Origin of the sequence: Mesorhizobium sp. WSM3873, from assembly GCF_001672445.1 — a bacterium.
Taxonomy (GTDB): Bacteria; Pseudomonadota; Alphaproteobacteria; order Rhizobiales; family Rhizobiaceae; genus Mesorhizobium.
Map to the genome: position 1 here is coordinate 1 of NZ_LYTM01000057.1, position 14,772 is coordinate 14,772.

Consider the following 14,772-nt stretch of genomic DNA (forward strand, 5'->3'; position numbering starts at 1 on the left):
CGGGCAACATTGGGGGTGACATCGAGATCGCATTTGGGATCCGGCTCGCGATAATTCGCGCTCGGCGGCACAACACCCTCTTGGATCGCCATCACACAGGCGATCATTTCGAGCGCGCTCGCTCCCCCGAGGCAGTGGCCGTGTGTGGACTTGGTGGAGGAGACGGACAGCGAGTTAGCATGGTCACCGAAGACGCGCCTGATCGCCGCCGTTTCGATTTCGTCGTTGGCCTTGGTGCCGGTGCCGTGCGCGTTTAGGTACTCCACATCCTCGGCATTCAGCCCGGCATCGGCAAGGCAGGCGCGCATCGCCGCTTCCGGTCCATGGACAGCCGGCGCGGCGATGTGGAAGGCATCGGCGGAAAGACCGATGCCTGCGATCTCGGCAAGGATCGTGGCGCCGCGCGCCGTGGCATGCTCATAGCTTTCCAGCACGGCCATGCCCGCACCCTCGCCCAGCACCAGGCCCCTCCTGTCGGCGGAGAAGGGCCGGCAAGTATCCGGAGCGAGGACGCGCATGGCGTCCCATGCCTTCAGCACAAAGAATACGAAGGGCGCGTCGGTGCCTCCGGCAAGCATCACGTCAGCCCGCCCGTACCTGATCTGGTCGACGGCCGAGGCGATCGCATGGTTGGCCGAGGCGCAGGCGGAGGTGGCGGCGAAGACCGGCCCGCGCAGGCCGAGGCTCATGCTGACATGGCAGGCAGCCGCGCTCGGCATCCCCTTTACCCCAGTCAAGAGATCCACGCGCGCCGCGCCGCCCAGAAGAAGGGCGCGGTAGGCCTTTTCACTCGCTTCCCAGCCACCGAAGCCGACGCCCACTGTGGCGCCGAAGCGATGAGCATTTCCTTCATCGCAGGAAAGTCCGGCCTGGCGCATGGCTTCCTGCGCCGCAAGCACGGCAAGCAGGCTGCAGCGGGCCATGGAGACGAGTTGCCTGGGGTCAATGTCGTGCTCAGGCAATGCTTTGATCTCGGCGCCGATTATGCCCTCCAGACCATGAAGTTCTGAATTGACAATCGGGCCGATGGCCGAGCGGCCTTCGCGCATGCCTGTCCAAATCGAGGCGGCATCGGTGCCTAGTCCGCACAGCCCGCCTATACCGGTGATGACAACGCGTCTGTCCATCAAGCGGCCTTGGCAAGCAAGCCGCGGATAGCTTCCACGATGCCGCCGACATTCTGGACACCCGACCAAGCCTCGGCCGAGTTCATTTCGATCTTGATGCCATAGGCCTGCTCCAGGTCCCAGAGCACGTCCGCTAACCCCAGTGAATCGATGCCGAGACCAGTCAGTTCCGTCGTAGTCGTTATTTCGCCGACGGATAGCTTGGGCCCCTCACCATTCTCTGACTCGACGCGTTTCTTTATTATGGCAATGATTTCCGTCGTGAGTTGATCACTCATTTCCGTTCCTTTCCATTTCAGCTATTTTGACGTGGGCGCGGCGCCATGCCTCTGCCAGCTGCGTCGCGAAAATCGTCCCTGACTTTGTGCCACTCACGAGCACCAATTGATTATAGAGTTTGGTCTGCGGCGTAGGGGTCGATGACGGAGAGCGTTGCCGCCACCCGATTTAGCGCCGGCACACCGAGCATCTCGGATGTGCAAAGTGGACCGTCGTCAAACGGCTCGGCCGCCTTTTACCGGGTTTGGGTGAAGACCCTAGTCAGTCCTAGTTCTCCGGAAGAAGTCGGAGAGGAAACGGTCGGCCAGCTACAACTCATTTCCCAGCACAACTTCCGTCGCACGTCTGAGCTCATGGATAGATTTTCCTTTCCGGCTCTTTTTTGCAGTCGTCACACGATAGTGGTAGCGGGTGATCAGTGTGTGTAAGGTGCTGTCGTCAGATGCGAGATTCCGGAGGATTGATAAAATCGTTTGTTTCGATGAGACGCATCTACGCCGTGGATACATTTCAGCGATCTGCCCTCTGGTTGGAGACAATGCTACAGACGCATACCGCATGGGCACTCCAGGCAAAAGCTCGGCACGTCTCGGGCGCTGCTACATGCTCGGCGCCTCACACTCGCTCTCCGATTTCGACGAAGCGCTGGCGGATAGCGCAAGGCCCAAAGGTCACCGATCCGCAGGGCGGGTTCATGCTGTGAGTCCGGCTTGCGAACACCATCGATCCTGTCGCTGTCTCAGACCTGCATCGCCAGGACATCGTGATCGCTGAAGGAAGATGTTCAGCGCTATCGGCGAGAAAGAGTTGCGACAAGCCGAAATTCCGACCGGCCAATCCCGCAGGCTGGAATTCGAAAACGGAGCCACGAAGATCGGGGACTTTGCCTTCTGTCGAACTCTGTCGGCGGCCCGCTTCACTTTCAGCGTCGAAAGAGGCCGCTGCCTAGCCTCAGGCACCTCCGCAAGTACTCGGCAGCGCCGCCAGATAGGGCCAACCCGTCGAACCGAAGATCCGCAGGCGCATTTCCCGCCCAGGCGAGACTAGACGCCTCTCTTGTTTCCCCAGAGCATAACGTGCAGCTGCGGCAACACGCGCGCTTCGAACCACCTGTCGCGTGTCACCTTTTCCACAAGCCACTCCATGCGTTTGATTATTCCGTCCAGGTCGACAGGTGCGTCTTCATTGCCAGGGCGCGGTGGCGTGTGATTGCCGGGCTGCAGATAGACCGGAAGGCGCGGAAATCGCGCGGCGGCGTCTTTGGCGTAGGCGTAGTCACTCTCGTCGAAAACAACGAGCTTGAGCACGATTTGCGGCTTCTCCTGCGCCGCTTCTATGCACGCCTCGAATGCGGCCCAATCCGTCCTCATCTCGCTTGACGGCGGCTTTGGGCTGAGAACCAGCACGTCAAGATCCGCAAACCAGTCCCTGGCCACCGAACCTTGCGTTTCCAGCGCAAAACGGTAGCCTTCACCATGGCCAAGCTTGAGCAGTGCACCGAACGGCTGAATGGCCGGATTGCCGCCCGACAGCGACACCATCACTGGCCGGCCATCGGAGAGCCCAACGACGCTTTGCCATACCGTATCGATTGGCATCATCTCCCATTTGTGACGGAATTGGTTATCCACCGCATGGAGGCTGTCGCACCAGGAACACCGGTAGTCACACCCGCCGGTTCTGATGAAGACTGTAGGCAAACCAATTAGCACTCCCTCGCCCTGCACCGTGGGCCCAAATATCTCGCTCACACGGATTGCGGGGCGCGTGTCCCTCACGGCCGGTATTCCGCCCAGGTTTTCGGGGTTTCGCTCACCCGCACGGCCGTGGTTTCCGGCAGACGTGCCTTGCACCATTCGTAGAAATGTCTGGCCAAGTATTCCGCCGTGACTTGCTCATGTTCCAACACTTCGTTGAGGTGCCTATGGTCGAGGCCCTCGTCGATATAGCGTTTGAGCGGCGCCAGATCGTGATAGTCACGCACGAAGCCGTGCGCGTCCAGGTCCTTCGCCGAAAGCTCCACTTCGACGATGTAGTTATGCCCGTGCAGGCGCGCACACTGATGATCGGGTGGCAAGGAGGTGAGCTGGTGCGAGGCCGAGAAGTGGAACTCCTTGGTAATGCGGAACATCAGGCGCTCCTCCTCCGCAGCGCCTCGAGCCAGAAGTCGGCGTCTTCGTAGTCGGTTGGATCAGCATGCCCCGCGAGATGAAACGCCTCGCGCCGCTCCACGCACGTCCCGCACCGTCCGCAGTGACGCTCGCCGCCCTTGTAACACGACCAGGTCTCCGCAAATGGGGTTCCGAGTCTTGCTCCATCCGCGACGATGTCACCCTTCGTAAGGTTGACGTAAGGGGTATGAAGGCGAATCTGCGCGAAGCCGTCGAGCGCGCGGTCTTGCATCACCTGGAAAGCTTCGATGAAGGCCGGACGGCAATCTGGATAGATGAAATGGTCCCCACCATGTACGGCCATCGCCACCGCTTCGGCCTTGTGCGCGGCGGCAAGACCGAAGGCGATTGCCAACATGATGGCGTTCCGGTTCGGCACCACCGTGATCCTCATGGTGTCTTCGGCGTAGTGTCCGTCCGGCACGTCGACATAATCGGTCAGCGCTGAACCGGAAAGGCCGCCCCCGATTTCGGGGATGTTGATGATCTGGTGCATAGTGTTCAGTCGCTCCGCGCACAGAGCGGCGAAGCTCAATTCTTTCCTGTGCCGTTGGCCGTAATCGAAAGACAGGAGGCCGGCGAGTTCGTGCTCCGCTGCCACGCTGTGAGCAAGGGCAACGGAGTCCAATCCGCCGGAGCAGATGACGAGAGTCTTCATTTTGGTATCCTTGTTTTGACCGGGTAAGGCTGCGACCGGAGATTTCTCTGCGCTCCTCCTACCTGAGCGAGTCAGCGTTGTGAACCCTTTGGGAGTCTTATGCGCTGACGTGTCGTGGTGCAGAAGGTATGCATCTGTGGGTTTTTGCATCCACCTGGGCGTCCGAGCAACTGGCATCCAGGATCTGTAGCGCGCGGATGTGTCACGGCCAGGGAGAGCGCGACGATCACGTTCCGGCGCACGGCCGCTTCCCAGTGAACTTCTTCATCTTGCAGGGATTGGCGCGAAAGTGTTCCGCCGATGCGACTGCTTGGCGGTCAGAGCGCGAGAGCCGGAAAGCGCAATCGGCGCCTGCCCGAACTCTGCACAGAGACACGCCTCAACGCGCTTGCCGCCGTTTTAGAGCGGCTCGTTGATTATCGAACTTGGAGGTCGAGTGCTCGCGCAGCTCCACGGGCAAGGCGGGCGCTTCGGTGAAAGCGCCAATGCCGTTGCCGCCCCGTCGTCTAAAATCGACGTATCAGCGATGATAACTTGGATGATGCGGTTGCCGGTGATTCCGTTCTTTGATCATCCTGTCGGCAGCGGAACACCAATTCAGTTGATTCGTCCGCGACCTGCTCCCCGATAGACCCAACGGGCAACGAGCCTTCCCCCTGATCAGGCCGCGTCCAATATGTCCGCCTCAAGAATTCCCACGGGCAGGGACAGCGATTTCGCGATCCGATCTCGATAACCCTTGTTGTATCTCAGACCGGACTCAATGTTCAGAATTTCCTCAGCGGCTAACCCGCAGGCCACCGCCAGGTCGTCGACGGAGTATCCAAGGTGCTCACGATATGCACGGATGATGTGGGTTCCCTCCAACATAGCCTTCAAGACTGGCTCGGGAATGCGCGAATCTTTCATATACCACCTCGAAGGAGAGCAAAGGCGCCTGACAGCACGGGAGAGTTCCCCGCGAGTTGGCGCTCGTAGCAAGTCGAATAAATGGACATTGACCGGTTCGGTCTCGTCCATGGGCAACCTGACTGGCGGCCGGACCGCTATATGGCGGTTCAACTGCTTCTGATCAAGTCCGAAGAACCTGCCTGTCCAAGATGGCCATCGATGCGGCTGAGCAGCTCAGCAATCTCGCCCACTTGTGCGAGCGGTAGATGCGTAACCCTGTGGCCTGTTGTCATCTCTCCAGTTGTTGGATCATTTGGATTGTAGGCGCTGATAGAAATTCCTGGAATACTCGACCGAAACCAGCTGCTTCGGCTTGATGCCTCTTCCCAGGATCGCCTTGGTGATGACGCCGGTTCCTGCATCGAGCTCAAGAACTGGCATCCTGGACGCCGCGTTAATGACACTTGCCATACGGCGTGCGGCATGAGCAGACGTTGGCATGAGCGCGCCCACTCTTCTTTTAACCTTTTTCCAGCCTCTGAAGAATTGAACCTCTTCTTCGAATTTCCTGCCGAGGCGCTGCTTCAACTGAAACACACGTCTCATCGGCTCCCTCTCCTCATCCACAAGCCACCACCGGTCAGTCCAAGTCGACCAAGGCTCTCCCAATCAGATTGCCTTCAGATATGACTAACTTTCTCTGGGCAGCCTGCCTGAGACGCTCCAGCATGCCGCCGCTCCGCTGAACACGGGGCTGCGCGGCGGACACGCGAACGTGACTGCTGAAGCAACCACGACCAGCTATTGGCCGCGGGTGGACATCACTGCGAGCTCTACGATCTCAACTACGCCTCGTTCGACGACATTCGCGACGAGTTGCTGGGTGCCTGTCCACCCTGGCTCCCAGACCTGACGTGTTGCCGGCTATCTGTGGTGCTGTCTGTGATGGACGCATGTTAAGGAGCGCTGCCGCACCGGGGTTAGCCAACTCGAGCCATAATTGCGGATTGAATCGCGGTTGCGGTATATAGGGAAGCATCTAACGACAGATTCCCAAACGCCGGTTGACAAAGGAGGTAGTTTGCACCTGCCGCTTCCAGCTGATCAAGAAGAGCTTGTCCCGCAGAAGCTGCCGTTCCTACTACGCACAGTTCCTTCTCGATTGCTGCATCGAAGGTCAGCGGCAGGTTTGGTGGAGTGGGCATGCCATTGAGATCGTAAAGGAATTTAAAGCTCTTGAGCCACCGTTCGTAAGCTGGTGCGGCGAGTGAACGTGCATCTGTTTCAGAACGCCCAATCACGACCATTCGGAGCAATCCAAGAAATGGCGCTTGGTCGTCCGCCTCACCGGTGTGCGCTCGACCGGCGCGGAAGGCATCAGTGATTGTGCGAACAGAAGAGGAAGGTCCCACGCACGCGATGTTCACGCCATTCGCAGCGGCCCAGGCTGCTGACTCCGGTCGATTCGTGGCGATCCAAGTCGGCGGATGTGGACGCTGATGAGTTCTTAGCGTCAACGGAACGCTGTTCAACTCAAAATGGCGGCCTTGATAGGATAGCGTGCCGCCTTTCAGCGCATTGATAAGAATTTCGCTGGCTTCCGCATAGTGGTCTGGCGCCGCGTCCGAGCCAATCCCAAAGTAGCCCAATTCAATCGGGAGCGAGCCGCGACCTATCCCAAGTTCGAGCCTGCCACCGCTCAATTGGTCCAGCATACAGATCTCTTCGAACGCGCGTAGCGGATGATAGAGGGCAAGCAGCATTACCAACGGGCCGACACGAAGGCGCCGGGTTCGCTGGGCTACGCTCGACAAGAACAGATTCGGTGATGGACCTCTCCCATGTGGGGTACAGTGGTGCTCTGCGAGATGATATGCATAGAACCCAAGGTGATCGCACGCTTCCGCTAACATCAGGCGATCTTCGTACTGTCGGGCGATATCGAGGCCGTCCTCGTCCAGATGATCGAAAATGCCGACAGCCAGGTCTGAAGGAAAGGCCTTATCCATGATATTGTCTCCAACTTTCGACGCAAAAAGTCCAATTGCTCGCGTATTCAAGCAATTCAAGAACCTATCGGTTGTGTAATTGTGCGTATTGTCGCCTGCGCAATGCTATACGCAGATCCTTATGCTATCTAACGCGCCGATCTTGACATATTAACTATTCTACTAATAGGTCTAGCGGCACAAAGAAATGCATCCATCTGCTCTTTTGTACCGATGCTGACGCGGATGTCATTTTCCAAACCTTTATCGGGAAAGACGGCAACAAGTATTTTTTTCCTTGCAAAGGCTGATTGCCACCATGAGCCGTCCTGTCCCGTTGGCACGCGGGCTAGCAAGAAGTTGGCGTGAGAAGGGATTACGGAAAATCCAAGTTGCGACAGCGCGCGCGTCACTCGCTGTCGTTCTTGCTTGATGTGTCTGTGGTTGTCTAGATAGGCGGCGCGGTGCGCAAGGACGCTGATACCAACCGCATGCCCGACCACATTCATGTTGAAGACGTTCTGGATGTTGCGTAGCCTGCCAATAACTTCAGGGTGACCGAAACCGAAACCGACGCGAATGCCGGCGGCAGCATAGCTTTTGGAAAATGTTCTTAAGACCAGAAGGTTCGAATAGCGATTGATGAGGCATAGAGCATTCTCGGGTGCAAAGTCGACGTAGGCCTCATCCAGCACGATCAAGCGGTCCGATTTCGCTACCAGGCATTCGATATCGGCCACCGGAACGAACGTTCCGGTCGGATTGTTCGGATTGGCCAACAGAATGAACTTGGCGTCCTTTGCAGGACCGAGGAGCAATTGCTCGATAGGCAAGGAATGGTCTTCACTAAATTCGATTTCGACAAATTGAGCACCCTGCAAAGTGGCAAGTTTGCGGTTGAGCGAAAAACCTGGCGACATCATCGCCACGCTATCCCCCGGGGCAAGGAAAGCTCTGTAGACAAGTCCAAGCAGTTCAGATGATCCGTTGCCGGCGATTACCTGATCCATGGAGACATGGTAGGCATCGGCGGCTGCTTGCCTCAGGCTAATGTTATCGTCTTCCGGATACAAATACTGACTTTCGAAAGCTGAAATCGCACTTTTCATTATGATTTCCGGAAGCGGGAATGGGTTCTCATTCTTGTTTAGTTTTACCCAACTTGAATCTGGTGCTGGCCCATCGGATGGCAGAGCATCTAACTGTCTCGCCACTTGCGAAAGAGACGAAAGCACACTCTGAAGTTTTGCATCGGCCATGTTTTTCTCCGTTTCAGTCGTAGAGGGAATCCGGATGAGCTGATGGTCTAGAGCACATGGCCGACCGACGGTGCGTTCACACCGCCTTTGTCAGCACATTGATCTCGTGAGGTGGGGCGGCCTGTCCTCCCGGGTCGAATTGGCCCGACGCTCCGCATCCACTCGTCACCGCGCCAAGGCTGCGCCAAGCCACCAAAGCTTGATTTGTCCCTGATATTTTTGCCTCGGTCGTCCTTTCACGGACGCTTGATTTGATGCGGTATTTCCTCAGCGTGTATCCAATCTGGCGCGGCGTCAGTCCAAGCAGGCTCCGCCTTTGCCTGCACCGAGCCACAACTCTCCAGGGCCGCGATGACACGCTCGCGATTTGACATACTCGCACCTTTAAAGAGGCTGTGCTGGCAGGCGCCAGCAGTGCCTGATCGCTGACGACGGACGGGACCGTAGCGGCCGCCCAAGGAGCAGCATCATTCGGCTGCGTGGCCGGCCTGGCTGGCATCATCGGCCCCAGTTGCAGCACCATTTTGCCCGGTCCGCTCTTCCACGGCGCCGCGGAAGAAACACTGTCCGTGGCAGCAGTCAAAGTCGTTTCTGCCGATTGACGCTCCCGCTGCCTGGAACAGGCGATGCAGCTTCACTATCTGCCCAACCAGATTGGCGATTGTGGTAGGGAGGCGGAGGTCGTAGTCGAGGAGGGAACCTGATTTATTGTCCAGGATGCGGTCGATGGTCAGCGTGCCCACGACGTTCGCATCGACGCGAATGGGTACGCCGATGAACGACACTTTCATGTTGTCGGACGCCCCGAGCACGTCCTTGTCAGCGGCGTTGAACGCCGGATCCACCGTTTGGTTGCGGATTTTGAGGTTGTCACCCGGTCGGGGGGAAGCGCGAAAAACGCCATGGCCGTAAGTCGGGGCGCCGCGATGTCGTCGAGTGCACGGCGGGGCGATATCTGGCGCATGGGCTTCCTTTCATGAATCGCGACCATCGACTGACTTTTGCCCGCCGCAACCGCACGTTGATTCACGAGACCGGAATGGGGCGGGAGAGTCAATCGAGCTTTCTTTCATTCGCGAAAGGAAAATCGGCGCTCATGATAGAATTCCATCAGTTTCATGCATCTCCGGTGGATGATATCGAACGGCGAATGTCTGCCCCGGCGTCTCCGCGTTCCGATGCTGATGGCCGAGGACATCAGCGCAATCAGCTCCTGGCAAAGCTGGCGCAGTGGCGTGGCGACCGCCATCGCGCCATGTCATCTGCGAGCCGCGACTCCGGCGTGGTTTCATTCACAATCCCGACGAGGTCTTGACCTTTGCCCTCCTCGCGGAGCGCCTGATGGCCCCCTGCCCCGCGGACCATATAGAAGCGCGCGAGATCCAGGCTGCCGTCCATGAGATTCCAGCGTGGTCTCGTATGTGATCTGCCGCTTCCCGAGGTTCACGAGCGTATCAAGCACCTGGAAACTCGGCGCGTCGTCACGGAAAGGAGCGAAAGCCGATTTCGCGGTGCTCGTACCCTTGGAAGCGGTGGCTGCCGACGAGCTCGCGCCGATCCCCATCGGCTCAAACCAGCCCCCGCTTAAGGGTCAGTGCCGGATCGAACCACCTTGCATCGCGCTAGAAGGAAATCAGGCGCGACGCCCGCAAAGCAAAAACGGCGGGCATTAGAAGCAGCTGATCCGCTTCACTCCAACGACGACGGGATCCGGCCCGGTCAAAATGCTTTGGCCAATTTGCGGCGGGCTTGATCAGTTGAGAAGATCCATTTGATGCGGCCGCCGTGTTAGTTCGCAGGCCGCGACCTAGGTTTGAGGGAGGCGCGAGCTGGAGCATTGGTCAGGCTGAGAGGTGCTATGCCGACAGGCCGAGAACCGGTTGCCATAACACCGGTCCGTTCAGACGTCCCTTCCAGCGGATGCGCAAGAGGCTGGCGTGGGAAATCTCGAGAAATCCGGCGACGGCCTCTGTGTTGCCGACCGGCTTCGGCTGTCCGATGCGCGACAACGGCCACGTTGCGAGACGCAGGATCCGTTCCATGCGCGTATCGGTAACTGTCACAATCCGAGTGAGATTGTTCGCCAAGCCAAATTCGATCATGCCGGCGAAGAGCTCGTAGGTCGCTTGCGCCAGTCCACCAGCCTTAGGCGCCGATGGAGGCAGATCGAGTGCGAAACGACTGCTCTCCCAAATGTCGGCACTCGCGGGCGCGGCACTCTCACCCAGCAGCATCGGAAAGCTGTCGCGCAACATTGTCGGACCGGTAGTCGGCAGAAGACGGACGCAACCGCAAATTCGCCAGTCGGATCCCTTGAGAAGCAGATAGATGGGGTTCAGGCTGTCAAATGCGTCTGTTTCCATCTCGCTCTCGGTCTGGACTTCCCAATCCAGCCTTTCCTTGAAGACCCGATGCCTCAGCCCGTGCATTTCCTTGAGCTCGTTCGGAAACTCGCCGTAGAGTTCAGGTGTTATCAGCTGCATCATTTGTCGCCTCCGCGCAGGATGTGTTCCCGCCATCGAAGAGCAAAGCCGACATTGATGCAGCCTGTAGACCTTTACAGCTATCCGAAGAAGTCAGGCTCTCCACTGACGGGAAGCAGTCAGCCGCGCCACGCCCTGGTTGATGGTTCGCACGCCAAGCTTTGCCTTGGCGTTTTCCAGATGGAACGTCACGGTGCGTTTAGAGACGCCGAGGATCTGGCTGATATCCCAGGCCGACTTACCGCGCGCCGCCCATTTCAGCGATTCAAACTCCCGCGGCGTCAGCGTTATGCCATCCACCACGCGGTCTTCGGCTAGCCTACGCCGGGCATGTGTATGAAAGCTGATTGCGACCAGCTGCAATGCCTTTTCGTAACGTGTGAGTGACCTCAAAAGAGGCGGACGGGACTGGTCGGAAGCGAAGGTCAGCGCCGCAAACCGGCCGCGATGGTCATGCAGCGACATGGTCAATCCGCCGCGGATCCCAAAGTGAGCTGCTTTTTCCAGAATTTCTTGCTGCGAGGGCGGCAGACACCGGTGGGGTCGTTCCACGCCCCAATCAAAAGTATCCCAGCCTTGCAGCCCGCGAAGAATCACCGGATCGTGGCTGTGGTAGCGCAGTTGGAGATAGTGCGATGTCCAGGATGAAGGATAATTTGAAATCAATTGCGGCGTCTGGCCGGAGGCGGACGGGTAGCTGAAATAGGCGAAGAGCGGAAAATCGAATCCGGCTGCGGCGGACGCCATTGCCTCATGGAGATCGTCAGCATCGACACTTGCAGAGAGTTGCTCGACGAAGTTTTCAAACACTCGATACATCTGCCTTTTGCGCAACCTCCTCAAATGTTGCTCGATGACAGGCGGAGACCTGGCTCTAAACGACCCCGCACCGACGCGACGACTTCGCTATAATCGCCGGCATTACTTTGCTGTTTCCGGTTGAAGCAAACACCACTAACCTGGCCACTTGCCAACCGGGGATGTTGAGACGTTGTCGATGAGCCGTGTGTTGCCGAGCCAAGCCGCGACAAGCAAACGTCCCGGTCGGTCAAGCCTTTCTAGTGGCTGTAGGTCCGTTTCTGCGCGGAGTTCCAGGTACTCGACCTCGCGATAGCCCGCCGCCAGAATTGCTGCACGCCCTTCATCAAGCATGGGCAGGACAGGAGCGCCGCGCGCAAGCCGCTCAGCCGTATCGAGCAAGACCGAAGCCAGCTTTGGGGCGATGGCGCGTTCTGCTGGCGAGAGCCGGCCGTTACGCGACGATAGCGCAAGACCATCGGGTTCGCGGACTGTTGGACATGTGATCACGGCGATTGGAATATCGAGGTCCCGGACCATGCGCCTGACGAGCTGAAGCTGCTGGAAGTCCTTTTCGCCAAAGCAGGCGAAGTCAGCGCCGGTCTGCAGGAAGAGCTTGGCCACGACCGTCGCCACGCCATCGAAATGGCCGGGCCGGAAGGCGCCGCACAGGTCCTCACCGAGAGTGGACACCGAAACGGTCGTTGCAAAGCCCGCTGGATACATCTCGTCTGCATCGGGCACATAGAGCAAATGTGCGCCTGTCGGCACGAGCTTGGCAGCATCTTCGTTTTCCGTCCGGGGATAGGCGGCAAGGTCGGCGGCACTGTTGAACTGCTTAGGATTGACGAACAGCGTCACGACCGCCCGCTCAGCCTTTTGAAGCGCGGCACGCACGAGGCTCAGATGGCCTTCATGCAAGGCCCCCATGGTCGGCACAACGGCGACACGGGCGCCTGAGCGACGCCATCCCGCGGCAACAGCGCGGAGCTCGGCAACGGTTCGAACGATCGGCACGCTCATGTGACGTCTCCGGCCTTCGTCTCGTCGGCGTAGAGATGTTCGGCCGCCGGAAAGCGCCGTTCCCTCACGTCGGCGGCATAAGCCGCGATCGCCGCATCGGCCTGGTCGCCTAGTTCGGCGTAGCGCTTGACGAATTTCGGCCGGAAAGAGGTAAAGAGGCCGAGCATGTCGTCGCTCACCAGAATCTGGCCGTCGCAGGCTGGCGAGGCGCCGATGCCGATGGTGGGGATGGCGATTTCGGCGCTAATGCGGCGTGCGAGCGGCTCGGGGACTTTCTCCAACACCACTGAGAAAGCGCCGGCCTCCGTGACCGCAGCAGCGTCGCGCCTGATCCGCTCGGCATCGTCTCCCCGCCCCTGGACACGGTAGCCGCCGAAAATGTTGACTGCCTGCGGCGTCAAGCCGACATGGGCCATTACAGGCACGCCGCGGGCGGCGAGAAAGCGAATCGTATCGGCCATGGTCTGGCCGCCCTCGAGCTTCACCGCCGCACATCCGGTCTCTGCGATAAGGCGGGCTGCGTTGCGCAAGGCCTGCTGCGGCCCCTCTTCGTAGGAACCAAACGGCAGGTCGACGACCATCAGCGCCTGTTGCAGGCCGCGGCGCACGGCTTGGCCGTGCATGATCATCATCTCGAGGCTTACCCCCAGCGTCGAGGACAGCCCGTGCATTATCATGCCGACGCTGTCCCCGACGAGAACAATGTCGCAGTGTCGATCGGCCATCCTGGCGACCGGGGTTGTATAGGCAGTGAGGCAGACGAGTGGGGCCTGGCCTTTCCGCGAGCGGATATCCGGTGGCGTAATTGCCTTCGCCTCACCTGTCGCGCTCAATCCAGGCCTCCTTCCGTTGCGTCACCAACCGCCAGAGTCGCGTTTGGCATACTTTTGTGCAAGTGCGAAGAGATAAAAATTGCCGTCCAGCTGTGCGGTGTTGACGTGCGGGCAGTCACGCTTAAACTAAATCGATTAGAGCTCGCCGAGCTGGGGGCCGACCACGTTCGCGAATATGGAAGATCAACGAACACGAACCGGGAAAGACAGAGCCGACGATAGGGCCGACGAAGCCAAAGTGGACCTGATCGCGGTGGTCGTTGCCGTAAATCACGGCGAGCCCTGTCTTCTCACAATCGGTCAGGCGGACACCTTGCCCTCCGGACCATTTGCGCTCGAGCACCGATCGCCGCAATCCGGTTTGCGGGGGTGGGTCGAACAGCAAACCGGCCATCCCCTTGGGTACATCGAGCAACTCTACACGTTCGCCGATCGGGACCGTGTCGGCCCCGAGCGCCAGCAGCGCGTCATCTCGATCAGCTATCTCGCACTCACCCGGAAGGAACAGGCAACGGCCTCATCCACCTGCGGCTGGCAAAGCTGGTACGAATATTTTCCATGGGAGGACCACCGCTCCGGAACGCCGTCGGTGGGCCTGGATATTCTGCGAGCGCGCTTGATTGAATGGACAGACGGCGCCCGCGATCCGGCCAGGCAGCGCGAACGCCGGCATAGGGTGGCGATCGCCTTCGGCTTTGACGACCGCCATTGGAACGAGGAGCTCACGCTCCAACGCTATGAGTTGCTCTACGAAGCAGGATTGGTCGAAGAGGCCAGCGGCGGGAAAGCTGCGCCTCCGCCTGCGGCCGTCTCAGGCAAGGCGATGGTTGCTGACCATCGCCGCATCCTGGCGACAGGCGTTACGCGGCTGCGCTCCAAGATCAAATACCGGCCGGTCGTTTTCGAACTCATGAGACCGACTTTCACGCTGCTCCAGCTGCAGCGAACCGTGGAAGCATTGGCTGGCAGACTGATCGACAAGCCGAACTTCCGCAGGCTTGTTGAGCAGCAAGAGCTGGTCGAAGAGACTGGCGACACTTCAGTCGACACGGGTGGGCGGCCTGCAAAGCTCTATCGCTTCCGCCGTGCCGTGCTCGATGAAAGGGCTTTCGCCGGGACAAAATTGCCAATGTCTCGGGCTTGACATACCTTATAGTCAAGGTAGAAATATTCCCCTTATTGTCAGATCGAATATAATCGGAGGCGCTGATGACTGGGGCGTTACCTACGGCCGCGTCCCTATATGAGCGCGTCCGGCGGGT

Annotated in this window: 16 protein-coding genes; 2 read left to right on the top strand and 14 right to left on the bottom strand. The window is 59.0% G+C overall.

Annotated features, from left to right (window positions below):
• From A9K71_RS28510 to A9K71_RS32760, 10 genes are all read right to left on the bottom strand, one after another.
• Positions 1-1,127: beta-ketoacyl-[acyl-carrier-protein] synthase family protein (locus A9K71_RS28510; RefSeq protein ID WP_067003770.1), on the bottom strand; the 1,127-nt coding region annotated here is incomplete at its 3' end.
• Positions 1,127-1,405, bottom strand: a complete 279-nt coding sequence (locus tag A9K71_RS28515) for an acyl carrier protein (protein WP_067003772.1) — start codon at positions 1,403-1,405, stop codon at positions 1,127-1,129. The genes A9K71_RS28515 and A9K71_RS28510, both read right to left, overlap by 1 nt.
• A 1,044-nt stretch (positions 1,406-2,449) precedes the next feature.
• The gene (queE, locus tag A9K71_RS28520) at positions 2,450-3,184 is read right to left on the bottom strand and encodes a 7-carboxy-7-deazaguanine synthase QueE (RefSeq protein ID WP_067003773.1); all 735 of its coding nucleotides are present in this window, start codon (positions 3,182-3,184) and stop codon (positions 2,450-2,452) included.
• Positions 3,181-3,537, bottom strand: a complete 357-nt coding sequence (gene queD / locus A9K71_RS28525) for a 6-carboxytetrahydropterin synthase QueD (RefSeq protein ID WP_067003775.1) — start codon at positions 3,535-3,537, stop codon at positions 3,181-3,183. Before queD ends, queE begins: the two co-directional genes overlap by 4 nt.
• The gene (queC, locus tag A9K71_RS28530; protein WP_067003777.1) at positions 3,537-4,235 is read right to left on the bottom strand and encodes a 7-cyano-7-deazaguanine synthase QueC; all 699 of its coding nucleotides are present in this window, start codon (positions 4,233-4,235) and stop codon (positions 3,537-3,539) included. Before queC ends, queD begins: the two co-directional genes overlap by 1 nt.
• Positions 4,236-4,895: 660 nt before the next feature.
• Positions 4,896-5,144 carry a helix-turn-helix transcriptional regulator gene (locus A9K71_RS28535; protein ID WP_067003779.1) on the bottom strand — a complete coding sequence of 83 codons (249 nt, stop codon included), beginning with the start codon at positions 5,142-5,144 and terminating at the stop codon, positions 4,896-4,898.
• 291 nt (positions 5,145-5,435) lie between these two features.
• Positions 5,436-5,732, bottom strand: a complete 297-nt coding sequence (locus A9K71_RS28540; protein ID WP_197092109.1) for an rRNA adenine N-6-methyltransferase family protein — start codon at positions 5,730-5,732, stop codon at positions 5,436-5,438.
• A gap of 374 nt (positions 5,733-6,106) precedes the next feature.
• Positions 6,107-7,135: an LLM class flavin-dependent oxidoreductase gene (locus A9K71_RS28545; protein ID WP_067003781.1), complete on the bottom strand. Its 1,029-nt coding sequence runs from the start codon at positions 7,133-7,135 to the stop codon at positions 6,107-6,109.
• Positions 7,136-7,263: 128 nt separating this feature from the next.
• A complete protein-coding gene (hisC, locus tag A9K71_RS28550) occupies positions 7,264-8,373 on the bottom strand; it encodes a histidinol-phosphate transaminase (protein WP_067003783.1) in 1,110 nt (369 codons plus the stop codon).
• A 467-nt stretch (positions 8,374-8,840) separates the two neighbouring features.
• Positions 8,841-9,326 (bottom strand): GAF domain-containing protein, encoded by a 486-nt coding sequence (locus A9K71_RS32760; RefSeq protein WP_348627042.1) that lies wholly within the window; start codon positions 9,324-9,326, stop codon positions 8,841-8,843.
• A 23-nt stretch (positions 9,327-9,349) separates the two neighbouring features.
• Here A9K71_RS32760 and A9K71_RS31835 point away from each other — a divergent pair, with 23 nt between their 5' ends.
• On the top strand, positions 9,350-9,688 hold the full coding sequence (locus A9K71_RS31835; protein WP_156319959.1) for a hypothetical protein: 339 nt from the start codon (positions 9,350-9,352) through the stop codon (positions 9,686-9,688).
• A 541-nt stretch (positions 9,689-10,229) separates the two neighbouring features.
• On the opposite strand, the gene A9K71_RS28565 is transcribed toward A9K71_RS31835, so the two are convergent.
• The 4 genes from A9K71_RS28565 to panB form a co-directional block, all read right to left on the bottom strand.
• Positions 10,230-10,859, bottom strand: a complete 630-nt coding sequence (locus A9K71_RS28565) for an acyl-homoserine-lactone synthase (protein ID WP_067003789.1) — start codon at positions 10,857-10,859, stop codon at positions 10,230-10,232.
• Positions 10,860-10,949: 90 nt separating this feature from the next.
• Positions 10,950-11,675, bottom strand: coding sequence for a LuxR family transcriptional regulator (locus tag A9K71_RS28570; RefSeq protein ID WP_067003791.1), 726 nt, complete (start codon positions 11,673-11,675; stop codon positions 10,950-10,952).
• A gap of 135 nt (positions 11,676-11,810) precedes the next feature.
• Positions 11,811-12,677, bottom strand: a complete 867-nt coding sequence (panC, locus tag A9K71_RS28575; RefSeq protein ID WP_067003793.1) for a pantoate--beta-alanine ligase — start codon at positions 12,675-12,677, stop codon at positions 11,811-11,813.
• Positions 12,674-13,510, bottom strand: a complete 837-nt coding sequence (gene panB / locus A9K71_RS28580; RefSeq protein WP_067003795.1) for a 3-methyl-2-oxobutanoate hydroxymethyltransferase — start codon at positions 13,508-13,510, stop codon at positions 12,674-12,676. The genes panC and panB overlap by 4 nt, the downstream gene beginning before the upstream one ends.
• Before the next feature lie 175 nt (positions 13,511-13,685).
• Between panB and A9K71_RS28585 the strand changes: the two genes are divergently transcribed.
• On the top strand, positions 13,686-14,654 hold the full coding sequence (locus A9K71_RS28585) for a hypothetical protein (RefSeq protein ID WP_067003797.1): 969 nt from the start codon (positions 13,686-13,688) through the stop codon (positions 14,652-14,654).
• Positions 14,655-14,772 lie beyond the last annotated feature (118 nt).